23 protein-coding genes are annotated in these 24,442 nt (G+C 36.9%); 20 read left to right on the forward strand and 3 right to left on the reverse strand.

What is annotated here, in order from left to right:
- The first annotated feature begins 107 nt into the window (after positions 1–107).
- From H0184_RS14975 to aspA, 9 genes are all read left to right on the forward strand, one after another.
- Positions 108–392 (forward strand): hypothetical protein, encoded by a 285-nt coding sequence (locus tag H0184_RS14975; protein WP_221826743.1) that lies wholly within the window; start codon positions 108–110, stop codon positions 390–392.
- Positions 393–537: 145 nt separating this feature from the next.
- Positions 538–2,325, forward strand: coding sequence for an oligoendopeptidase F (pepF, locus tag H0184_RS14980; protein ID WP_221826750.1), 1,788 nt, complete (start codon positions 538–540; stop codon positions 2,323–2,325).
- A 116-nt stretch (positions 2,326–2,441) separates the two neighbouring features.
- A complete protein-coding gene (locus tag H0184_RS14985; RefSeq protein WP_221826753.1) occupies positions 2,442–3,101 on the forward strand; it encodes a TVP38/TMEM64 family protein in 660 nt (219 codons plus the stop codon).
- 138 nt (positions 3,102–3,239) lie between these two features.
- Complete coding sequence (locus H0184_RS14990) at positions 3,240–4,577, forward strand: Na+/H+ antiporter NhaC family protein (protein WP_221826755.1); 1,338 nt, start codon at positions 3,240–3,242, stop codon at positions 4,575–4,577.
- 86 nt (positions 4,578–4,663) lie between these two features.
- Positions 4,664–5,389, forward strand: coding sequence for a 5-oxoprolinase subunit PxpB (gene pxpB, locus H0184_RS14995; RefSeq protein WP_313771770.1), 726 nt, complete (start codon positions 4,664–4,666; stop codon positions 5,387–5,389).
- 4 nt (positions 5,390–5,393) lie between these two features.
- Positions 5,394–6,158 (forward strand): LamB/YcsF family protein, encoded by a 765-nt coding sequence (locus H0184_RS15000; RefSeq protein WP_221826757.1) that lies wholly within the window; start codon positions 5,394–5,396, stop codon positions 6,156–6,158.
- Positions 6,158–7,102: a 5-oxoprolinase subunit C family protein gene (locus tag H0184_RS15005; protein ID WP_221826759.1), complete on the forward strand. Its 945-nt coding sequence runs from the start codon at positions 6,158–6,160 to the stop codon at positions 7,100–7,102. Before H0184_RS15000 ends, H0184_RS15005 begins: the two co-directional genes overlap by 1 nt.
- 173 nt (positions 7,103–7,275) lie before the next feature.
- Positions 7,276–8,160, forward strand: a complete 885-nt coding sequence (locus tag H0184_RS15010; RefSeq protein ID WP_221826760.1) for a YitT family protein — start codon at positions 7,276–7,278, stop codon at positions 8,158–8,160.
- A gap of 117 nt (positions 8,161–8,277) precedes the next feature.
- On the forward strand, positions 8,278–9,702 hold the full coding sequence (gene aspA, locus H0184_RS15015) for an aspartate ammonia-lyase (RefSeq protein WP_221826762.1): 1,425 nt from the start codon (positions 8,278–8,280) through the stop codon (positions 9,700–9,702).
- A 48-nt stretch (positions 9,703–9,750) separates the two neighbouring features.
- Here the strand turns inward: aspA and H0184_RS15020 are convergent, their stop codons facing one another.
- The 3 genes from H0184_RS15020 to asnA all read right to left on the reverse strand — a co-directional run bounded on the left by H0184_RS15020 (position 9,751) and on the right by asnA (position 12,643).
- Complete coding sequence (locus tag H0184_RS15020; protein ID WP_221826769.1) at positions 9,751–10,950, reverse strand: polysaccharide deacetylase family protein; 1,200 nt, start codon at positions 10,948–10,950, stop codon at positions 9,751–9,753.
- Positions 10,951–11,194: 244 nt separating this feature from the next.
- Positions 11,195–11,545, reverse strand: a complete 351-nt coding sequence (locus H0184_RS15025; protein WP_221826771.1) for a hypothetical protein — start codon at positions 11,543–11,545, stop codon at positions 11,195–11,197.
- An 84-nt stretch (positions 11,546–11,629) separates the two neighbouring features.
- Positions 11,630–12,643, reverse strand: coding sequence for an aspartate--ammonia ligase (asnA, locus tag H0184_RS15030; protein ID WP_221826773.1), 1,014 nt, complete (start codon positions 12,641–12,643; stop codon positions 11,630–11,632).
- Positions 12,644–13,135: 492 nt separating this feature from the next.
- Between asnA and H0184_RS15035 the strand changes: the two genes are divergently transcribed.
- The 11 genes from H0184_RS15035 (at position 13,136) to H0184_RS15085 (ending at position 24,432) form a co-directional block, all read left to right on the forward strand.
- A complete protein-coding gene (locus tag H0184_RS15035) occupies positions 13,136–13,303 on the forward strand; it encodes a hypothetical protein (protein WP_221826781.1) in 168 nt (55 codons plus the stop codon).
- A gap of 103 nt (positions 13,304–13,406) precedes the next feature.
- Positions 13,407–13,754, forward strand: coding sequence for a PadR family transcriptional regulator (locus H0184_RS15040; protein WP_221826783.1), 348 nt, complete (start codon positions 13,407–13,409; stop codon positions 13,752–13,754).
- The gene (locus H0184_RS15045) at positions 13,735–14,373 is read left to right on the forward strand and encodes an HAAS signaling domain-containing protein (RefSeq protein WP_221826785.1); all 639 of its coding nucleotides are present in this window, start codon (positions 13,735–13,737) and stop codon (positions 14,371–14,373) included. The genes H0184_RS15040 and H0184_RS15045 overlap by 20 nt, the downstream gene beginning before the upstream one ends.
- Before the next feature lie 70 nt (positions 14,374–14,443).
- The gene (locus H0184_RS15050; RefSeq protein ID WP_221826786.1) at positions 14,444–15,904 is read left to right on the forward strand and encodes a DUF4153 domain-containing protein; all 1,461 of its coding nucleotides are present in this window, start codon (positions 14,444–14,446) and stop codon (positions 15,902–15,904) included.
- A 61-nt stretch (positions 15,905–15,965) separates the two neighbouring features.
- Entirely contained in the window at positions 15,966–16,454 is a 489-nt protein-coding gene (locus tag H0184_RS15055; protein WP_221826788.1) for a DinB family protein, read from the forward strand.
- A 230-nt stretch (positions 16,455–16,684) separates the two neighbouring features.
- A complete protein-coding gene (locus tag H0184_RS15060) occupies positions 16,685–18,238 on the forward strand; it encodes an ATP-binding protein (RefSeq protein WP_221826790.1) in 1,554 nt (517 codons plus the stop codon).
- A gap of 258 nt (positions 18,239–18,496) precedes the next feature.
- The gene (locus H0184_RS15065) at positions 18,497–20,251 is read left to right on the forward strand and encodes a SulP family inorganic anion transporter (RefSeq protein WP_260631590.1); all 1,755 of its coding nucleotides are present in this window, start codon (positions 18,497–18,499) and stop codon (positions 20,249–20,251) included.
- A gap of 22 nt (positions 20,252–20,273) precedes the next feature.
- Entirely contained in the window at positions 20,274–20,630 is a 357-nt protein-coding gene (locus H0184_RS15070) for an ArsR/SmtB family transcription factor (RefSeq protein WP_221826798.1), read from the forward strand.
- 147 nt (positions 20,631–20,777) lie between these two features.
- Positions 20,778–22,592 carry a TIGR04190 family B12-binding domain/radical SAM domain protein gene (locus tag H0184_RS15075; protein ID WP_221826800.1) on the forward strand — a complete coding sequence of 605 codons (1,815 nt, stop codon included), beginning with the start codon at positions 20,778–20,780 and terminating at the stop codon, positions 22,590–22,592.
- A gap of 238 nt (positions 22,593–22,830) precedes the next feature.
- On the forward strand, positions 22,831–23,031 hold the full coding sequence (locus H0184_RS15080) for a cold-shock protein (RefSeq protein WP_007083969.1): 201 nt from the start codon (positions 22,831–22,833) through the stop codon (positions 23,029–23,031).
- Between the two features lie 192 nt (positions 23,032–23,223).
- On the forward strand, positions 23,224–24,432 hold the full coding sequence (locus H0184_RS15085) for an exonuclease SbcCD subunit D (RefSeq protein WP_221826802.1): 1,209 nt from the start codon (positions 23,224–23,226) through the stop codon (positions 24,430–24,432).
- Positions 24,433–24,442 lie beyond the last annotated feature (10 nt).

Consider the following 24,442-nt stretch of genomic DNA (forward strand, 5'->3'; position numbering starts at 1 on the left):
TTCTATATAAATTGTCCAAAATATGAATTTTTCGATTACATAGAAATTGAGAAGGAAACTCTCCTAGGAATGTCGAAAGAATTTAGGACAGATGGGAGATGAGACAAATGAAATTACAAATGACTGCTTCAAATCATGTTGTTACAGGTGAAAAGTCGTGCATTTTATGTAGTAAGGACTTTGAATATGCTGCAATTGTTAGTGGAGAAATGAATGTAGAGAATTTGTCATCAATCTATAAAGGTAAAGTAGTAACACATCAAGTGGTCGTACTAAAAAAGAGTAAGGTCAATCATGGGATTTTCCAAATAATAGATGTTGAAATTATGGTTAGGTGTCCACATTGTCAATCCAATAACCGATTTAACAGTTATTTTTCCCTGCAAAATTAAGAAGAATCTATAAAATAATCTGTTAGCACCTACGCTGGTGCTTTTTCTATTTATACGTATTGCAGTATAATTGGCAAAGATGGTCTAGAAAATAAATCAACCGAATATTTACTAATATTGGGTGACTCTAATAAGGAGGGCGCATATGACGACATATACTACAAGAAATGATGTACCAGATAATGAAAAATGGAATCTTGAAGACATTTATTCTGATATAACAAAATGGGAGAATGACCTGCAGCTCGTTGAAAAAATGGCGGAAAAGCTAAAGCAATTTGATGGAGCGATACAGGATGGTAAAAGCCTTTATCAATATTTGAAACAGAGAGAGGAATTATCCTATACCTTCAATCATGTTTACGCCTACAGCATGCTGAGGGTAGATGAAGATACTCGAGAGGCAAGTTCACAATCACTGCTGGACCGTGCCAAAGGTCTAAGTGTTAAGGTGAGTGCGTCTACTTCCTTTTTTATGCCGTACTTATTAGGTTTAGATAAAGAAACGTTATCCAGCTATATTGCTGAAGAAGAGGGTCTTAAATATTTTGAAGAGGATTTATATGAATCCTTTCGATACAAGCCCCATGTCCTCAGTAAGGACCAGGAAGAAGTATTATCACAATTAGGTGAAGCTTTATCCGCTCCAAGTACAACCTTTGGAATGATTAATAATGCGGATATTAAGTTTGGTGATGTAACCAATGATGCTGGAGAAAAGGTTCAGCTGACAAGAGGGATGTATTCAAAACTAATCGAGGATGAAGACCGGGATAAGCGAAGGGAAGCTTATAAAGCATATTATCAGCCATATAAAGAATTGAAAAATTCCATCGCAAGTACACTTTCTGCAGCAATTAAAAATAACGTTACGATGGCAAAAATTAGGAAATATCCATCTGCGTTAGAAAAGGCACTATTTGGTGACATGGTGCCTAAAGAAGTATATGAAAACCTCATTATTTCAACAAAAGAAAATATTGCTCACCTCCATAGGTACTCTGAAATCCGTAAAGAGAAACTTCAGCTGGATGAAATTCGGCAATATGATATGTCTGTTCCTTTAGTAAAAGGCGTAAAACAGGTAATACCTTATGAGGAAGCCTATGAAACCATGATAAAAGCTATGGCACCGCTTGGTGAAGAATATATCACCATCTTAATGGAATTCAAGAATGCCAGGTATATTGATGTTCGTGAGACTCCTGGAAAGCGCTCTGGTGCCTATAATCTGGGGATATACGGAGTTCACCCATTTATCTTATTAAATCATCAAGATGATTTAGACAGCTTATTTACCCTCGCTCATGAATGTGGTCATGGAGTCCATAGTAAATTGAGCTCGCAGCATCAACCGCAAATTACGGCTCGGTATAGTATTTTTGTAGCGGAAGTAGCCTCTACTGTTAATGAAATATTATTAATTAATTATTTGTTGGATAATGAAAAGGATCTAGAGCTGCGGAAACATTTATTGAATCATTTCATTGATCAGTTTAAGGGTACATTTTTTACTCAGGTCATGTTTGCTGAATTTGAGAAAATCACGCATGAGCTTACAGAGAAAGGCATTCCCTTAAATGTGGAAGTATTTAATCAAACCTATGAAGCATTGTTTAGAGAATACAATGGGGATACGGTGGTATTTGATGAGGAAGTGAAATTTGGCTGGTCTAGGATCCCTCACTTCTATCGTCCTTTTTACGTCTATAAGTATGCCACTGGCTTTGCTTCAGCAATTCACCTTGCAACAAAAATACTCGAAGGGGATAAAGAAACGCTGCACACGTATCTAACCTTTTTAAAGAGTGGAAGCAGTGATTATCCGCTTGAGTTGTTAAAGAAGACTGGAGTGGATTTAACCAGACCAGAACCAATCGAAAATGCAATGAAAAAGTTTGGAGAATTGATTGAAGAGTTTTCAAAATTATAATGGTAAAAGCGATGTCACATAATTTAATTTTTGTGACATCTTTTTTTTATTTTTGCATGGTATGATGGGGATAGGAATATATTTACTCTAATGAAATTACCTTAAAGATGAAACAGGTGATTACAATCTGGAAAAAAATATTATCTCTTTTTGCCATCATTATTACCGTATTTTTAATTATTCATAATACCGAAACGTTTCGATTACTTAGAAACGGGGACTTGGATACAATTATATTGTCATTAAGAAATACCACATTTTCAAAATTCTTCTTTACCTTTATTATCATGGTTATCCAAAATTCATTTACTGTAATTCCCCTCATTATTATCATCACCATTAATTATGCATTGTTCGGTTTTTTAAATGGACTTATATGGAGCTGGCTAACGAGTATTATTGCGGCAGGAATTTGGTTTTTCGGAAGCCGATATTTTTTTAATGATTGGGTACAGAAAAAAACAAACCCAGAGATATTAGCAAAAATGGAGAAAAATGGTTTACTATTTGTGTTCCAAGCAAGAATTATCCCCTTTGTCCCAACTAGCTTAATCAATATCCTCAGTGGATTAAGTTCCATTACCTTTAAACATTTTATTATTGGTACTATGTTTGGAAACCTCATCTTCTTCTTTGTGTTATCCCTCATTCCAGCAGGTTTAATGGAAGGAAATACGGAGCAAAACATTCTCTTGGGTATAGCGATCATCCTTGTCGGATTTGTAGTGATATTTCGTCTAAAGAAAAAGCAAAAAAGAAGGAAACAAGTAAATTAGTGACAATTTTATAAATAGCTTGCGTGATGAAAAAAATTATAGTAATCTAGTATTTGTTTGTTAAATAGACATTAATACCTCTTCTTCTTTTCTTGAAAGAAGAGGTTTTTTTATGTTAAAAAAAAAGAGGTGTACACAATGAGTACAAGCAAAAAAGGGAACCCATGGGCACTGATACCTTTTGCTGTATTTTTAGTATTATTTATCGGCTCAGGTATTGTTACGGGCGATTTTTATAAATTTCCGGTTATAGTTGCCATAGTAATCGCAGCAGCAGCAGCCTTATTAATGAATAGGAAAGAAACCTTTAATAATAAGGTGGAAATTTTCACAAAAGGTGCCGGTGACTCAAATATTATGCTTATGGTCATGATTTTTCTGTTAGCTGGTGCCTTTTCTGCAACAGCAAAAGGAATGGGTGCAGTGGATTCAACCGTTAACCTTGCCTTATCATTTATCCCGCAAAATCTTTTGATGGTCGGAATTTTCATTATCGCATGTTTTATATCTTTGTCCATGGGGACAAGTATGGGCACGATTGTAGCGCTGGCACCAATAGGAGTGGGTATTAGTGAGCAAAGTGATATTTCACTAGCCCTTTCCATGGCGGTAGTAATAGGCGGTGCCATGTTCGGAGACAATTTATCATTTATTTCGGACACTACGATTGCAGCTGTTAGGACTCAAGGAACAAAGATGAAAGATAAGTTTAAGATGAATTTCTTGATTGTACTGCCAGCAGCGATCATTACGTGTTCAATTCTTGCTATCCTAACAATGAGTGAGCAAGCAAATATCACCCAGCAATCGTATGAATGGATTAAAATATTACCTTATTTAGGCGTGCTAATTACTGCATTGGCCGGGGTCAATGTATTTTTAGTACTTTCATTCGGGATCACTTTTGCGGGTGTCATTGGATTAATGGATGGCAGTTATGTCCTTATGGAGCTTTTTCAAAAAATCAACGAAGGTATGGCTGGTATGTATGAAATATCTTTCCTAGCTATTATGATCGCTGGAATGGTTGCCGTAATTAAGCACAATGGCGGAATTGAATATATCCTTCACCTAGTCACAAGGAATATTAAGTCGAAAAAAGGTGCAGAATTTGGAATTGCGGGTCTCGTTTGTTTAACGGATCTTTCCACAGCTAATAATACAATCTCGATCATAATTGCAGGACCTCTAGCGAAAAATATAGCGGATAAATATGAAATAGATCCACGTCGGTCAGCAAGCTTGCTTGATGTATTCTCATGTAGTATTCAAGGTTTAATTCCATATGGAGCCCAAATGCTGGTTGCCGCAGGAATTGCCAGTATATCACCAGTCAGTATTTTAGCATATTCATTTTATCCAATATTAATAGGGATATGTGGAGTGTTAGCCATCTTAACTGGATTCCCAAAGCTTACAATAAAACGTGTTAAAGAAAATACTGCTTCTGAAGAATTACGTTCTGATCTAGGATGATCAGAGCGTTTTTTTTGCATAAAAAGGATGTATTATCTAAAGTAATTAGTAATATAACAAAAATGGCTGATAAGATGGTGAGATATGTGAGTATAGAAATCGTTCCATTAGGTGATTGTGCAATCTCTATTACCTTTGGTAATAAAATTGATGAGAGTATACATCTACAAATACAACAATTTCTACATATTTTTAATCTTAGAAGGGTTAAGGGAGTGTTAGAGTATGCCCCATCCTATCGTTCTGTGGCTATTTTTTATGACCCCGTGATCATACCGTATAGTCAATTGGTGAAAGAGGTATATTCAAGCTATCATTCAGCCCTTAATACTGCTCAAATCCAATCAATTGTGTTCAGGATACCCGTATATTATGGCAGTGAGACTGGGCCCGATCTAGGATTTGTTGCGGACTACAATAACATCAATGAACAGGAAGTTATTAACCTGCACGCAAATAAAGAATATTTGATACATATGATAGGATTTGTCCCAGGCTTCCCTTATCTCGGTGGACTTTCAAAAAAACTCGTTACCCCGCGTCTTAAAAAACCAAGACCCAAAATAGCAGCCGGATCTGTCGGGATTGGAGGGAGCCAAACGGGAATTTATCCAGCTGAAGTTCCTTCGGGCTGGAGGATTATTGGCATCACACCAATATCATTATTTGATCTTGAGAAAGAAAATCCATCGCTATTATGTGCAGGGAACTATGTTTCCTTCCAACCTATAGAATACGATGAGTTTCTTACCATCAAAGCACTGGCAGCTGACAAAAAGTATGATATAAAGACCTATAAAAGGGAGAGATAGAAGCATGCATTTTATTGACCTTAATTGTGACCTTGGTGAAAGTTATGGGTCATATAAAATTGGGAATGATAAAGAAGTCTTGAAACATATTTCATCTGCCAATATTGCCTGCGGATATCACGCTGGTGACCATAATGTAATGATGGAAACAGTTTATCTTGCAAAAAAGCATAATGTGAAAATTGGTGCACATCCTGGCTTTCCTGATATACCTGGGTTCGGCCGGAGAGAAATGAATCTATCTCCTAAAGAAATCTATAATCTAGTACTCTATCAAATCGGAGCATTGGCTGCTATTACTCAGGTTCAAGGTGTTAAATTAGTGCATGTGAAACCACATGGCGCTCTCTATAATATGGCGTCTGCCAGCCGGTCGATTGCTGAAGCTATTGCGCAGGCGGTAACGGACTTTGATTCTAGATTAATTCTTTTTGGTTTATCAGGCAGTGAACTGATCCAAGCGGGGAAAGCAAAGGGGTTAGTGACAGCAGATGAAGTTTTTGTTGATAGAACCTATCAGCCCAATGGGACATTGACTTCAAGAAGCGAGCAGAACAGTATGATTCATGATAGGAAGTTTGCTGTAAATAGAATGATTCGTATGGTTAAAGAAGGAAAAGTGACAGCAGCCGATGGTACTGACATAAAAATCAAAGCAGATACTATATGTGTCCATGGTGATGAGCCTGCTGCATTAGATTTAATTTTAGCGTTAAAGGATGCATTTACGAAAGAAGAAATTCTAATAAGAAAGTGCTGGTCAGAGTAATGAAGACTCCAATCTTTAAGGTAGTAAAACCTGGATTGCAAACAACTGTACAAGACCTTGGAAGATTTGGATTCCGAGAATATGGTGTAAGTCCATCCGGGGCTATGGACGCTTATTCTTTGCAGATGGGAAATATATTAGTTGGGAATGAAATAGGAGAGGCAGCGCTTGAAGCCCCGCTTATTGGACCCGTTCTGTTGGCTTTACACGATGTTTCAATTGCCATATGCGGTGGTGATTTTACACCGAAAATTAATAATCTAGAGGTTGCGCTTTGGAAAAGCATGGTTATAAAGGAAGGGGAAACACTATCATTTGGCAGGGTAAAAAAGGGAGCAAGAACCTATATTAGTGTCGCTGGAGGTATTCAAATTCCACGCGTCATGAATAGTAAATCAACCTTTTTAACAGGAAAATTTGGCGGCTTTGATGGCAGGGCACTTGAAGAGGGTGATATTCTTTATGGTAATCCATTTATTAGAAGAAATAGATTACTGGATGCAAAACTTATTCCAGAATATAAGAATCCACTTAGTGTTAGGGTAATTCTCGGCCCCCATAAAGAAAAATTTACCCCATTAGGAATTAATACCTTTCTGAATGAAGAGTATATCCTTTCACCCCAATCTAACAGAATGGCGTTTCAATTAAATGGTCCAAAGATAGAACATAGCGGGGGTGCAGATATTATCTCTGACGCTATTCCATTTGGTGGTATTCAAGTTCCAGCAAGCGGTCAGCCTATTATTCTTATGGCTGAGCACCAAACAATAGGTGGTTATTCTAGAATAGGGAGTGTTATTTCTACAGATCTTCCACTTCTTGCACAAGCCTTGCCGGGAACAAAGATAAGATTTGAGGAGATTTCACTAAATTCTGCTCAAAATCTATTGATCAATAGCAGGAAAAAAGTCCAATATTTAAACTGGTTGTCTAGGTCGTAATATACCGTTGAATATGAACTTGAGTTCATTTTAATAGAATTTATGGTATAATAATAGTAATTATCATTCATGAATGTTATTTATCTTGGTAATAATAACCTAATCAGAGAAGTAGCTGTGGAACTACGCTCCAGTTTGGTTTTATTAATAATTTCTTATTAAGGTGTGATTTTGTGGCAGAATTGGTAAACGGACAAGTACAACATCGAAAACTCCCTCTAAGTAAAAAAATCTTTCGAGCGATAGCCATTTCTCTCGGAGCAATCTTAATGGCTACCGGTCTAGAGATCTTTTTAGTTCCTAACAAAGTCATTGATGGCGGGGTAACAGGTATTTCGATTATGATATCTCATGTAACAGGAATTGAATTAGGTATCTTTCTATTCCTGTTAAACCTGCCTTTTGTTTATTTAGGATATAAGCAGATGGGGAAAACCTTTGCTATATCGACTGTTTATGGAATTCTTGTTTTATCTGTTTTTACAACATTGTTTCACCCAATACCAGCCTTTACCGACGATATTCTTCTTGCGACCATATTTGGCGGTATGATATTAGGGATTGGAATTGGAATTGTTATTCGGTTTGGCGGTGCATTAGATGGTACAGAAATACTATCGCTGGTCATAACCAAGAAAGTGCCGTTCTCTGTTGGTCAAATTATTATGTTTATCAACCTCTTTATTTTAGGGGCAGCAGGTTTTGTGTTCAGCTGGGACCGTGCGATGTATTCCCTGCTGGCATACGTAATTGCGGCAAAAGCCATTGATACGGTAGTGGATGGTTTCGAGGAATCCAAATCTGTCTGGATCATTAGTGATGTTGCAGAAGAAATCGGAAATGCTGTAAATGCACGCTTAGGTCGTGGTGTAACGTACCTTAAGGGTGAGGGAGCCTATACCGGTGACGATAAGAAGGTTATTTTTAGTGTTATCACTCGCCTTGAGGAATCAAAACTGACAACGATCGTTGAGGAAATCGATCCAAATGCCTTCCTTGCAATAGCAGACATATCCGAAGTTCGTGGCGGGCGCTTTAAGAAGAGGGATATCCATTAATTTTACTTACACAATGAATCTTGGGGCAAATTCCCAAGATTTTTTATTTTCCTCTTACTACACTTTTTATGTTACATTTAATATGTAGATAGTTTACTAGAAAAGGATGAAACCAATATGCCAACAGACAAGAAAAGAATTGAGAAGGATTTCCTAGGTGAAAAAGAGATACCATTTGATGCGTACTATGGGATTCAAACAATTAGAGCAGTAGAGAACTTTCCGATAACAGGATACCGCATTCATGAGTCTTTAATTAAAGCGCTTGCAATGGTTAAAAAAGCAGCAGCCATTGCTAATATGAATACAACTCGTCTGTATAAAGATCTGGCAAATGTTATCATTCAAGCAGCAGATGAGATTATTGATGGCAAATGGGACGATCAATTCATCGTGGACCCCATTCAAGGTGGTGCGGGGACATCCATGAACATGAATGTAAATGAAGTTATTGCCAACCGCGGACTTGAATTATTAGGCCGCTCAAAAGGTGATTATTTTCATTTGAGTCCTAACACGCATGTAAATATGTCACAATCTACAAATGATGTATTTCCAACAGCAATACACATTTCTACCTTAACTCTTTTAGAAAATTTACTGGTTACGATGGAAGATATGCAGAAGGTTTTCAAGCAGAAGGCCGTCCAATTTGAAAAGGTCATTAAGATGGGGCGTACGCATCTGCAGGATGCCGTTCCGATTCGTCTCGGCCAAGAATTTGAAGCATATTCTAGAGTTCTTAGCCGTGATATTAATCGTATTAAACATACGCGCGGGCATTTACTTGAAGTGAATATGGGAGCAACGGCAGTAGGAACAGGTCTAAACGCTGATCCCAAATATATAAAAGATGTGGTAAAACAGCTTGCTGAAATAAGTGGTTTTCCACTAGTAAATGCGGAACACTTAGTCGATGCCACCCAAAATACAGATGCCTATACAGAGGTTTCGGCAGCTTTAAAAGTCTGCATGATGAATATGTCAAAAATAGCAAATGACCTGCGCTTAATGGCCTCGGGTCCTCGTGCAGGGTTAGGAGAGATTCGACTGCCTGCCCGTCAGCCAGGCTCATCGATCATGCCAGGTAAGGTAAATCCTGTTATGCCTGAACTCATCAATCAAATTGCCTTCCAGGTAATTGGAAATGACCATACGATTTGTCTTGCGTCTGAAGCTGGTCAATTAGAGCTTAATGTAATGGAGCCAGTGTTAGTCTTTAACCTTCTTCAGTCTATTAGTATTATGAACAATGGTTTCCGTGCGTTTACGGACCATTGCCTATCAGGAATTGAAGCGAATGAAGAGCGCCTAAAGGAATATGTGGACAAGAGTGTGGGGATTATTACAGCTGTAAACCCGCATCTAGGATACGAAGTGGCAGCACGAATCGCCAGGGAAGCAACCGTAACTGGTAAATCTGTCCGTGAACTATGTTTAAAATATGATGTTTTAACAGAAGAGGAATTAGATATTATTTTAAATGTTTATGAAATGACCGAGCCTGGTATAGCAGGGGAAGAACTGTTAGATCGAGATTAATGTCGATAGCAAAAAGGGGTGCTCGTTGAAAGAGCACCCTTTTTAAGCCTATAAATCGAGTAATTCTGTCAGAGTTACCAAGTTATATCCCATTTCCTTCAAAATCGGGATAACCTTATCGACTGCTGCTGGAGTATTAATTCCGCCAATATGCATAAGGATAATGTCTCCATTACTTGCTCCTGATTGAATTCGCGAAACAATCACCTCAGCAGATGGCTGCTGCCAATCAATGGTATCTATCGTCCACTGGATACTGTATGGGTAGCCTGCTCCGCCAACCGTTTTTAGTACATCTGCATTATAGGACCCAAATGGAAAGCGGAAAAAAGGACGGGGCGTGATTCCTGTTGCTCTTTTTATTGCATCTTCGGCTTTGATTATATCCTGTGAGAGGATATTAGAATTCGTTTTAACTGCATCTGGGTGTGAATATGTGTGATTTCCAATATCGTGACCTTCTACTGCAATTCTTTTCGCATAGCTAGGAAACTTATCTGCCCAGCCTCCCGTCAGAAAAAAGGTGGCTTTTACGTTATGCTTTTTCAAGACATCCAATATTCCAATTCCAATTGCATCACTGCCTGCATCAAAGGTCAAAGCAATTTCCTTATTCTGAACACTGCCATTTGTAATTATTTTTGATGAAGCCGTTGCTGGTGGTGTCTCTTCCTTCGGCGGCTCTGCTGGAGGAGGGGGTTCAACATTTTTACCATACAACTTCAATATTTGGCCCACATAAATAGTGTCTGAGGTAAGATTATTCCATTGCTTTATCTTAGCAACTGTCAGATCAGCCCGTTCTGCAATCGACCATAGCGTATCACCAACTTCAACTTTGTAATCAACAGTTCCATTTTCAGGGACAACAATTTTTGCAGGCTGCTCTTCATTTGGCTCTTCAACCTTTGGATCTTCACCTTTTGGATCCTCGCCGGCTGGTTCTTCACTTGGTTCTGGTTCCGTTGGTATTTCAGATGGAGGATTTCCATCGGAAGGATTTTCTTTACCTGGGTCCTCGTTACCTTTAGCAGGGTTTTCAGTTTTTGGTGGTTCAGGATTGTGATTCCCTGGTTTTGATAGGTCCCAATTAAAGAAAAACAACATTAAAACTAAGGAAAATAAACTTAAAGCAGCAAGTGTAAAGTAAATCCACTTCCTGCCTGTTTTCTGGATGTGTGAAACAACACCCAATACAAGAAATAAAGAAAGTAAAAGGGCGGTAAGAATCATTAAATAACCAATCATTGAAATTCCCCCTTATTTTATAAAGAATAGGGAGCAGAATTCAAAGTGCAGGATTATTATTGGTTGTGGTTACAAATGAGAGTTATAGAGGAAGTATATAAGAGGAACATATTTCTGCTTTAATGTTATCATATGTAAAATAGTAGGCAGTTGTCACGATATCTTAACAAAAATATAATAATAGCTGGTGCCAAATTACAACAAAGAACCGCAAAGTGATTTCCACTATTGCGGTTTTTTTGGTTTATTTTTCACTTTTCTTATCATTCTTTTGGTCCGTTTTTTTATCACTTAAAGCTCGGTAGATTTGGGTATACATACTTCCTTCTGTGATGTTCTCTAGGAAAAAAGGACCGATTAGCTCTAAATATTCCTCATCGTCAAACAGCCGCTTATTTTCTAATTCCATTTCACCTAATCCATCATATGTAGTGAGCAGGGCATAGGTATGATCTTCACCAGAAATAGGTGTTAGGATTTCCACATGGTGATTATAATTATCATTTCTAAATTTTTTAATCTCTCGTAAATTTTCTATCGCTTCTTTAAATTTATCCTGCTTAATGACAAACGTCTGATGAACAAAAACTGACATTAATAGCACCCCCTCAAGAAATATTACAAGCATACTATCTTTATAAATCTCCAGAAAGGGTGTTAATTATTCCTTGTAAAGAAGTTACAGCAGAATAATGTTTTCTTTTCTACAGTTTTCAATGATCTCAACATTCCAGACGGAAACCTGAACTTCGCCTATGTGTACCTTTTTTAGAAAGAACATACAAATCCTAGATTGCCCAATCCCCCCGCCAATGGTATAAGGGAGTTCACGATTAAGAATGGCTTGATGATACTCTAGGGACATTCTATCCTCCGTATTTGAAATCTTCAGCTGCTTTTTAAGTGCTTCTTCATCTACTCGTATACCCATAGATGATACTTCAATTGATTGTTCTAAAAGAGGATACCAGAAAATAATGTCACCATTTAATGTCCAATCATCGTAATCAGGTGAGCGTCCATCATGCTTTTCCCCTGAGTGTAACTCCCCGCCGATTTGCATAATGAACACGGCACCAAATTCTTTTGCAATGCTGTCTTCTCTGTCTTTTGGTGAAAGATTTGGATATTTTGTCTCGAGTTCCTGCGTAGTAATAAAATGAATTTTTTCAGGCAGAACCGGCTCCAATACAGGGTAAAGCTCATAGAGATAGTTCTCTGTGTTTTTAAAAACCTGATATATTTTTTGAACTTCATTTTTCAATGTCTGTAAGTTGCGCTGCTCTTTTGTAATAATTTTTTCCCAATCCCACTGATCTACATAAATAGAATGCAAGTGGTCTAAAACTTCGTCTCTCCTAATGGCATTCATATCTGTGTAAAGTCCTGCTTCAAGGTCAAATCCATACCTTGCCAAAGCCATCCGCTTCCATTTTGCTAACGATTGAACGATTTCAATATTTGCATTCTTAATATCTAACGCCTCAAAGGAAACCATTCTCTCTACGCCATTTAAGTCATCATTTAAACCTTTTCCAGACTTTAAAAGTATTGGTGCAGATACACGTGTTAAATTTAATGCTTCAGCTAAGGAACTTTCAAAATAATCCTTGGTTTTTTTTATTGCAACTTCTGTTTGTAAAAGAGCTAATTTTGAAGTGTAAACATTCTGTGTAGATAGTGATTTTGCCATAAATTCGAAAAACCTCCTGTAGATTACTTCATGATAGAACTATGTTTAATTATGCAATCAAACGCATTTCAAAAGAATATTCTGAAATTATAGCAAAATTACGATTACCTTTCCACTGTTTAGCAAAAAAAAATCCCTGCACCGCTTATTGGTGCAGGGATGTGTCTAATTTACCTCAGTTGCTCCCAATCAGAGTAAGATCCGCTTCCTTGACAACCAGGACATTCCACTGAGTTATAATAGGCAAATTCATTATAGGGGTATACCGTAAAGCCTCTGCCATAGCAATCGGGACATTTTTCTTGATTCTTCATATATGATACGTGATTTTGATATCTGGTTTCTCTCCATTGATTAAAGGAGTTAATTAATCCCATGATGTTCACCTCACCGTTTTTCCTTATTATGATGAAAAAATGGAATATTTATGCAAATAATTATTTTGTATGATTTTTATGACGTTTTCCAAACTAAGTGTAAGAGGTGATACTTTTGAGTGACTGGAATGAACAAGCAGCACCTAATAACAATATTCCGCCAAGAATTGTTAGACCCTTTGAGCACCGTGATCAGAAGGTTGATCATGAATTTTCAGAGGAGTTATCGGATGGCGGTGAACGTGACGAATTTATCCAACACCAAAAAAAGATAAAGAAGTAGTCTGGATTGTGGCGATAAGATAAATCGTCACTTTTTTATTTTACAAATAATTTTTTATAGTGTAGAATTTCTATGTACCTAATAATTCTAGGTAGGTGAAAAAATGTTTAATCGTGAATTAGTAAAAGGAAGTACATCACTAATCTTGCTTCAATTATTAAATGAGAAAGATATGTATGGCTATGAATTGGTAAAAGAATTAGAGCGGCGAAGCGATAATGGACTAAGTGTCAAAGAGGGGACATTGTATCCTGCTCTGCACAAGCTTGAAAAGCAGGAGTATATTGAATGTTATTGGCAGGAGCAGGAGAAAGGCCCAGCACGTAAATATTACCGTATTACTAAAGCTGGAGTAGAAGTTCTAAATGAAAAAACGCGTGAATGGCAGGATTTTGTGAAGGTGATGAACAAGGTAATAGGGAGACCGAAGCATGGAACGACCGAAGAATAGGTTTTTAGAGGAGTTGGAACAAGGACTTGTAGACTATCTAGACAAGGAAAGTATCTTATTAGAATATGAGGCACATATCGATGAAATTCTTCTTGAAGCATATGATTGCAAGGATGAGCAAGAGATGTTTGAAACGATTGTTTCCAGATTGGGGTGTCCTGAGGAAATAGCAGGCATGTGGAAAGAGGAACTCTCGGTAACTCCGAGTAATATGAAATGGCTCTTTATTCTGATGAATATTTTCTTTTTTGGAGGAGGAAGTTTATTAACCTTTTTCCATAATGTATTTGAATGGAAATGGCTTTCGGTGATTTGGAGTCATCTGACAGCAATTCCAACCTTAATTGCCTTTATTTATATGTTTTTTTGGGCATTGCTCGGCTATGAAATTGGTAAAGGGTTTGGACATGGAGGAAGGAACCTTTTAAAAAAGACATTTTTACTTTCACTTATTCCCAATGTAGTATTAATGGTCTTGACTGTGTTTGAAATTATACCTCACTCGTGGTTTGAGCCATTATTAACGAAAACGTTTATTATTGCTTGTATCATTCTCACCATCCTTTTATATCCCATCAGCTGGCTTGGATATCGGTGGGGGAGGAAAGCTTCGGTATAAGCAGCTTTTTTTTATCTATGTACATAGAAAAACTATGTATATAGAAATTCTATATGAGAGAGGGATAGTTATGGAATTAAAAATTGGTAAAAGTGATTGGATATTTCTATTGTTGTGTGTGGTGTTAGGTATTGTAGCAGAGGAGTCTTTTTTTCGGGCTGAAATAGGGATCTCTTACTTAGTATTTCTAATTGCATTTTATGGTTTGTTTTTTTATCGCTATCGCGGCTTTTCATTCTCTCATCAGCGATTTGGCTATCTTGTACTTATCTGTATCTGGTTGTTAGCTGCAGGCTATTTAATCAATGATAATATGTTCTTTTATGCTTTGAATATCCTGGTGATTCCAGCGCTTGTGTTCTTTCATCTTGTATTGGTAACAAGTCAAAAAAATATCCGATGGAATAAACCAGCTTTTATAACCTATGCAATATCGAAGCTGGGGGGAGCAATAAAGTATAATTTCATCTTTGCGTCTTTCATGGGGAAGTTTTTTAAGCAGGGCATGGACGAGAATAAGTTTCAAGTGTGGAGAAAAGTAATGATTGGTATACTCATTTCCGTTCCTGTTTTGTTTGTTGTCTTAGGGTTACTTATGTCTGCAGATACTCAGTTTGAAAAAATTATGGGCGGAATTCCACAGTGGTTTCAGTTAATTGATGCCGAAGTTGTGATTCGAATTATCATTGTTCTGTTCTTCACCTTTTCCTTCTTCAGTTTCATGCAGGTACTAATGAGAAAACAAATAAGTGTTAACATTCAAGACAGTGGAATGCAGCCATTTAAAATGGATAGTATCATTACCATTACTGTCCTCGTGTTAATAAATGCTGTATATGTGCTCTTTACAATTGTCCAATTTAAATACTTCTTCAGCGGGACCTTACAAGGAGATTTCACCTATGCTGAATATGCAAGGAAGGGTTTTTTTGAATTATTATTTGTTACACTTATCAATCTCACGATTACCATATTTGTATTAACCTTTGTGGATAGGGCAAGCTGCTTGATTAAAAAATTCACACAATTTCTGCTAACGATGCTAGTCATTTCAAGTGGTGTGTTATTAAGTTCCGCTTTCATGCGATTAAGCATGTACGAGGATGCCTATGGCTATACTTTTATCAGGGTAATGGCGCACTCGTTTATGATCTTTCTTGTTGTCATTTTCATGTATACATTCGTGAAAATTTGGATTGAAAACCTTTCATTATTTCATTTTTATTTCATTAGCTCTTTACTCTATTACTCAGTGATGAATGTGGTCAATGTCGAGCAGATTATCGTTTCAAAGAACATTGAACGTTATGAACAAAGCGGGAAAATAGATTTGTATTATTTAAATAGCTTATCCCACACAGGTATTATAGGGTTAATTGATTTATATGAAGAAAATCCTCAGCTTCCAGGACTGAAAAATATCTTACTCGAGAGAAAAAGCGAAGCAAATCAAAGTAATGTCTCATGGCAATCCTATAACTTAAAAAGGACCCAAGCGAATAAGGCATTAAGAAAACTCCATCTAGAATAAAGGTTTTCAAGTGATTTTGTCGAAAATAAAGGGAAAGATTATTTTTAAGGAGAAGTGCATAATGAATCGGAAGGATGTATTACTCGAACAATTTCTTTGTTGTCAAAAAAAGAGCCATTGGTTTGTCTCTTTTGAAAAAGCAATTGATGGATTAACCCCGGAACAAGCCCTATGGAAAAAATCAGATTCTGAGAATTCTATTTGGGAAATCATCAGCCATTTAGTTTTTTGGAATGAACGCTTTTTGAACCGGTTTAAGAATGCTGAGGTTCGAAAGTTGGATGGAGGTAATGATTCTACCTTTACCTATTTAGATAGGTTAGAGTGGGAACAAGCTATAGAACGATTTAATACGGTAATGACAGACTGGTATGAGACCATAAAGAATAGTGATGATGAAAAGCTTGATAAACCTATTAGTGAGGAATCGAGAGAAACATGGTCTGAGTCATTGTCGAGTATTACTCTTCATAATGCCTACCATATTGGTCAAATTGTGACGATACGTAAAATGCAGGGTTCATGGAATAAAGAGCAAGGAGTAAGCTAAAAAAGTACAGCCCGGATGGCTGTACTTTTAAGACTTGTAAAGTTTTTTGTAAAATAGTACTTTTTGACAGGATATTTAAAAGATATTTTCCTTTATGTGGGAAATTCCTGGGAGGTTTTTACCTGTTTATTTTTCGAATATTTTGGTAATATTTGTGTTTAGTAAGACGAAATACTAGGATATAACTAGTAAACTGCTAGAAATCAAATAACTAGAAAGGATATGTTACCTTGAAAGTTTTAAATCCAGTACCATGTCAGAGCGAAAATCATTTAACTCAATTGGCTTCTGTAGGTCAAATTGCTGCAGGGATTGCTCATGAAGTTCGCAATCCATTGACGGCTGTTAAAGGTTTTTTGCAATTACTAGAACATGATCGTAATCCTGAGTATATTAACATTGCACAATTAGAATTAGAAAATGCCTTAACGACACTGAATGATCTTCTTCAGGTTTCTAAACCAGATCAAGAAAATGAGGAACCTCAAAAGTTTCTAATAGCAGTCGAACTGGAATCCATCTTGAACTTATTTCAGGATAAAATATATGATATTCAAGTAAATACAAGTTACTACGATACTACAACTGCTATATATGGTAAAAAGAATCAGTTTAAAAAGGCATTCTTTAATCTAATTAAAAATGCTCTGGAATCAATGAATGAAACAGGGGAATTGTCTATCAGGCATTTTCTTGAAGGAAATGAAATAGTGGTTTGTATAGAAGATACAGGGATTGGGATCCCTAAAGAAAAATTATCCTTATTGGGAACGCCGTTTTTTTCAACCAAGGAGCTCGGAACAGGGATGGGGTTAACCCAAGTGTTTTCGGTAGTTTACCAGCATGGTGGAAGAATCAATGTCGAAAGTGAAGAAAATAAAGGAACAAAATTCACCTTAAGAATTCCGATTGAAAATGACCCCAAAAGCAGAGGTGTAAAAAAGTTGGACTTAACCTATGAAGAAACAATACCAATAAGAGATTTTTTTCACGCCAATAAAGATATATTTGAGAAGAGATTATTAGAAGAAGCCATTAATGTAAAAGATAAAATTGATGAGATACATAGGATTGGCAATATCAATCTATTAAGTAATGCACATAAACTCGTTTTACTGATTGTAGAGGAACGTGAACATGAATTAATATCCTTTGCAAAACAAGAAGGAATTGCTTGGGCTAAATATTCAATTACGATTGCTTTTAAATTGGAATGGATTCAAGCAATAAGAAGGACAGTTTGGGATTTCCTCTATAATTTTGATTTAAATAAAAATAATGATCATTCATCTGAATTTTATTTTATTTTGGAAAAAAACATCAATCGTCAATTTGATCATTTCTTAACTTCATTCTTTATTCAATATACAAAGTATAAAGATGAATTGTTAGAGTCTCAGAGAAAACTTTTAGAGAACCTATCTGTTCCCATTATCCCAATCTCAAAAGATATCAGTATTATACCGTTAATTGGTGCAATTGATAGCTTTAGAGCAAATACAATTGAAGATAAAATCATCACGGAAATAGGTAATTCCCATATTCAAACGTTAATATTGGATCTTTCAGGAGCAGCAGTTATGGAGATTGAAGTCATTCAACATCTCATTCGAGTTATTAATGGAATCTCGATGATGGGCTGTAAGACTGTCATTACTGGACTCCGGCCAGAAATTGTGAAGCTCGTTATTAATTCAGGGATCTCTTTTGAGCATGTGGCAGAATTAAAAGGAACCTTACAGGTTGCCCTATCAGATTATCTTGGGGTGAATACGTTGCAATAGATATAAAAACATAAAAAAGACGCCTGCATATAGCAGGCGTCTTGCGTATTGAGGCGAAAAACCACACTCCACATAGTGCGCTCCGTAAGGAATGTTTCTCGACTTACACAACTCAGCTCATCGCTTAATTAATATAACACATAGTTATGTAACAATACAACTGGAAAAATATTTAAAACAAAAGTCTTGATTATTAATCATTATTCCTCTATATTCAAATAATCAGATATACAAAATAAAATGATAAGAAGGGTTCATATGTTTAGTGACAAAAGATTCCATCAATATTCCTTAAGTAATGTACCAAAAGATGTCCTATCAGGGCTCATTGTCGGTGTAATTGCCATACCACTTGGGATGGCCTTCGCGATTGCTTCAGGAGTGAAGCCGGAATATGGAATCTATACCACAATTGTTGCCGGAATCCTCATCTCCTTGTTTGGCGGCTCAAAGTACCAAATTGGCGGTCCAACTGGAGCGTTTATTCCAATTTTATTTGGAATCGTTATGACGTATGGGTATGAAAATCTGTTGATTGCAGGCTTTTTAGCTGGAATAATGCTGCTTTTAATGGGGATATTTAAAATGGGATCATTAATAAAATTTATCCCAAGACCCGTAACGATTGGATTTACCACAGGAATTGCGATAACCATTTTCACCGGACAAATTGCTAGTTTCCTAGGTTTGACCGGAATTAAGAAACACGAAGAATTCATTAACAATTTAAATGAACTTTTTATTCGTATTGAAACGATTAATCTTCTAAGCATCTTAACCGCGGTCATCTGTTTAGCAACCATTATTCTGACCCCAAAGATTGCACCAAAGGTTCCAGGTCCGCTAATTGGATTAGTGGTATCTACGATGATTGCTACCATGCTGTATCCAGGGCAAGTAGCAACCATTGGCAGTGCTTACGGCCAAATTCCAAGTTCATTGCCACAGCTTAAGATCCCTGATATGAGTTTGGAGATGATTATTACTCTATTAAAACCAGCGTTTATCATTGCAATGCTTGGCGGGATTGAATCTCTGCTTTCAGCGGTCGTGGCTGATGGAATGACGAATAGTAAACATAAAAGCAATAGAGAATTGATTGGTCAAGGGATTGCTAATATGGTAACACCTCTATTTGGAGGTATTCCTGCAACAGGGGCCATTGCCAGAACAGCCACGAATATAAAAAATGGTGCTGTATCACCATTATCTGGGATTATTCATGGGATTGTAGTCTTGCTCGTTTTAATGTTTTTCGCTCCCTTTGCCTCTTATATTCCACTGGCAAGTATGGCACCAATTTTAATGGTGGTAGCTTGGAATATGAGTGAACGGAAGGTATTTGCCCATATATTAAAAACAAAATCTACTGATTCGCTGGTTCTAGTCGTGACCTTTTTATTAACGGTTTTTGTCAATTTGACAACAGCAGTTGAAGTCGGTTTAGTGATGGCTGCGGTTCTATTTACAATGAGAATGAGTAATTTGATGAGCACAAGAAAGGCATTGCCAAACCTAGAGCATAAACATGCAAAAGTCGAGACTCAAATCGTATCTGATTCACATGATTGTCCTCAAGTCAGCATTTATAATGTGGATGGTCCATTATTCTTTGGAGCAGCTCAAACTTTTGAAACATCGATTATGAATACGATTAACTATCGTCCTAAGATTCTCTTATTGCGGATGAGCAGGGTACCATTTATGGATACCACTGGTGAGGCAAACTTAGCTAGTATTGTGTCGCATTTTTCAAAAAATGGTATAGTAATTATATCGGGAATTAACGAACAGCCAAAAAATGTTTTGATCAGTACGGGTTTATATGATGTGATTGGTCAAGAGCATTTCTTTGAACACACTGGTGAAGCTATTCAGTTTGCTTTATCTGAACTAGATCGCAATAAATGTTTTGGCTGTAAACACTTCGCATTTAAGGAGTGTAAGAAGCTTTCGACTTCAGCTTCAGAAGTAAAGGAAAGCAGCAACCAGAAGCTCTCGGCTACTTACTAGATTGATTAAGGACGTGAAAGAATTGAATCTTGAAATGCAGCAATTTAAAGCGGAATTTTTCAAAGCACTTGCGCACCCTTTGAGAATCCGCATTTTGGAGCTGCTAGCAGAAGGGGATAAGAATGTAAATGAAATTCAAACCCTAGTTGGCAGTGAAGGATCAGCTGTTTCACAGCAGTTAACGGTATTAAGAGCGAAGAATATTGTCTCTGGTACCAAAGAAGGGAATAAAGTTATTTATACTCTAAAAGATCCAATGATTGTTGAACTTTTAGCTGTAGCTCGTCAGATCTTTAATAATCATCTTGTAGATACGATTACGATATTAGATAAGTTTAGAGACGAAGATGAAGAAGTCGTAACCATGCCGAAGAAATAATTTTCTTCGGCTATTTTTATGTTTAACCTAGGGGAGATATTGTTTTTATAAAAATCAATTAATTGTAATATTTGTACCATCTTTTTCCTTGATTTCTATATTACTATAGAGGTGTAAACAAATACTTGAAATTTGGGAAGTGATCAAATGATTTACGACTTGGTACTGCTGCATCCGCCAACAGTCTATGATTTCAGAAAAGAAATGCTATTTACCGGTCCAATCAGTGATGTGGTTCCATCATCTCCAGTTTTTGAAATGTACCCAGTAGGATTGACTAGTATCGGGGATTATCTTGAAAGATTTGGGTTAAAAGTGAAGATTATTAATATTGCGAATCGAATGCTTTTAAATCCAAATTTTGATGTTGAGAAAAAAATCAAGAATATCAAAGCAAAGGCATTTGGAATTGACCTTCATTGGCTCCCGCATGCACATGGAAGTGTGGAGTTAGCTAAAATAGTTAAGAAATATCACCCGGATACTCCAGTCATGTTTGGCGGATTATCGAGCACTTATTTTCACAAAGAATTAATCGAGTATCCTTGTATAGACTTTGTTGTTCGCGGTGATACGACGGAGAAATTGATTCTCATGCTGCTGAATAAGTTAGAGAAAAGAGATGCATCCGGCTTTGCAGATATTCCTAATCTGACCTGGAAGCGTAATAATCAGTATTTTTATAACGAAATTACCTATGTACCAGACAGCCTCGATGAGTTTAATTTACCAGGATATCGGTACATCATTGGTTCGGTCTTTAAATATTTTAATCTATTAGATCCGCTGCCCTATAAGGGCTGGCTGCGCTATCCAAACACAGCAATATTAACATCAAAAGGGTGTAATTATAATTGTTTAATCTGCGGTGGTTCTAGAGATGCGTACGAGCTAAACTGTAATAGGAAGAAGCTTGTTATGCGGTCTCCGAAGAAAATGTTAGAGGATATTGCTTTAATACAACGTTTTACAAGAGCACCTATTTTTCTATTGAACGATATTAGACAGGGCGGTAAGGAATATGTGGATGAATTCCTAGATGGCTTGTCAAAGATGAAGCTAAAGAATGAGCTTGTCTTTGAATTGTTTAATTATGCTGATAAAAATTTTTTTGAAAGATTGAATAAAGCAATTCCAAAATACAGTATCGAGCTGACCCTCGAATCAGCGGATGAAGATATACGCAAATATAACGGGAAGCTTCCATGTACCAATGCGAAGGTAATTGAAATGCTCCAATTTGCATTGATGCACGGGTGTACGAAAATTGATTTGTTTTTTATGACGGGTATACCTAATCAAACGTATGAAAGTGCGATGAGGAATGTTGATTTTTGTGAAAACATTCACAAGGAATGCGGTGAGGCTTCGAATATTTCGTACTTTGTTGCACCGCTTTCGCCATTCCTTGATCCCGGCAGTCCAGCGTTTGAAAATCCAGAGAAATATGGATATAAGAAATTCTGCAATAAACTCGAGGACTTCCGTGAAGCGATGAAACAGCCATCTTGGAAAAACATGCTGAGTTATGAAACCAATAGCATGACAAGAGAGGAGATTGTTAAAGCTACGTATGACTCTGCATTAAAGTTAAATGAATTTAAATACAGGAATCATATTATCGCCAAAGATGTTTATGATGAAGTTAGGTTTAAAATTGAGAAGTCAGTAGAGTTTTTAAGCAGACTAGATGCTCTAGAGCTCCTGAGCGCTGATGAGAAACAAAAAGAGCTAGCCATTATAAAAAAGGAAGTAGAGCAGGTTAATCGACATAGTATTTGCGGTGAAAATGAACTAAAATGGGAAGTCAAAAAGCTATTTGCGAATATCCCTTCTCTTACCTATATCGGCCTCGAATTACTAATTAAAGATGTCATAAAAGATATCAAATGTAAGCTGGGTAAAATAGACCGCAATCAGGAAATGGTAACGGAGATGAGCCGTCATCAAACCCAAAAATAAGCAGTAAAATGCCCTATTAATCTCGAATTTTGTAGGCTTTTGTCTATAGGTACTTTATTGACAGTACAGCTAAAAAATGTTAAATTTTAGACAGCCGTTGCACGAGATTAGATTTATGTTACAAAGCTTGTTCAAGTTTTAACTGAAGTTTGGATAAGAAAGTGAAAGTAAAGCTATCACGTTGTAATTTGGTTAAATTTACACATGGCTTGTCTAGCCAATAGGAGGATTTTTTTACATGAAAAACGGTAAAGTAAAATGGTTTAACTCTGAAAAAGGTTTCGGATTTATCGAAGCTGAAGACGGAAACGACGTATTTGTTCACTATTCCGCTATCCAAACTGAAGGTTTCAAAACTTTAGAAGAAGGTCAAGAAGTATCTTTCGAAGTTGTTGAAGGTGCTCGTGGACCACAAGCTGCAAACGTTACTAAAAAGTAAATTCTAAAATCAATTATTTAACAGCCCGGCCAATGTGTCGGGCTGTTTTTTGTATATTACTATAAAAAGCTTTATCCAGTATTACCTGTAATTGCTTTGTTTACCAGCCTCATTTAAGTTGGTATTTTGCTATAATAGTAGTAATGAAAAATATGAGTTTATAAAACTTTTACTATAAAGGGGACAAGTTCAATGAAGTTTTTCCATACGGCGGACTGGCATTTAGGAAAGTTGGTTCAAAATGTGTATATGACGGAAGATCAACGACATGTTCTTAATGAGTTTGTCAAAGCCATTGAAGAAGAAAAGCCAGATGCTGTTATCATTGCTGGGGATCTGTACGATCGCGGAGTTCCCCCAACAGAGGCTGTGAATTTATTAGACGAAGTGCTGGAAACCATTGTTTTGAAATTAAATACGCCTGTATTAGCGATTGCGGGCAACCATGATAGTCCAAGCCGTCTTCACTTTGGCAGCAAGATGATGAAGTCTAATGGGTATCATATGGTGGGTCAGGTTTTAAGGGAACTAGAACCGGTTGTGCTTCGGGATGAATATGGTGAGGTGCATTTTCATTTGATTCCTTATGCAGATCCAAGTGTTATTCGCTATGTGTTTCAAGATGAGCAAGTCAAGACACATAATGATGCAATGAGAAAAGTCACCCAAGAAATCACTGCGAAAATGGATGGAAATGCCCGCCATGTTTTTGTTGGGCATGCGTTTGTAACGCCAACGGGAGAAAAAGAGGACAATACAAGCGACTCAGAACGACCCCTTTCGATTGGCGGAGCGGAGCATGTTAGTGCTGTCCACTTTGACAAGTTCCACTACACAGCACTAGGGCATTTGCATCAAGCCCATTTTGTACTGAATGAGGCTATTAATTATTCTGGATCGCCACTTAAGTATTCCATATCTGAGGAAAAACACAAGAAAGGGTTCTTTGTTGTGGAAATGGATGGTACTGGTCAGGTTAAGTTAGAAAAAAGGTTGTTGAAGGCTCCTCGTGATATGAGAACCATTGAAGCAAAAATGGACGAGCTTTTAAAGCATTCAAAAAATGAAGATTACGTATTTGTGCGGTTACTGGATGAAACGCCAATTCTTATGCCAATGGAGAAGGTTCGTTCCGTTTATCCCAATGCTATGCATGTCGAGCGTGTCATCCAAACCCCAATTGTTACTGATGGTGCAGCGACAGAAAAAGTGGCTAGAACGAAAATGGACGATTTATCCCTATTTAAAGCCTTTTACCAGGAAGTAAAAGGCAACGCTCTTACAGAGGAAAGAGAAGCAATATTTTTGGAAGTCCTTCAAGAGCTTCTACAGAAGGACAGTGAACAGCCTGCTAATCTTCCAAAGGAAATGGTTACAATCACAACAAAACAAAATGAGTAGGGAGAGTATA

The organism is Neobacillus niacini, assembly GCF_019749295.1.
Lineage (GTDB): Bacteria > Bacillota > Bacilli > Bacillales > Cytobacillaceae > Neobacillus > Neobacillus niacini_D.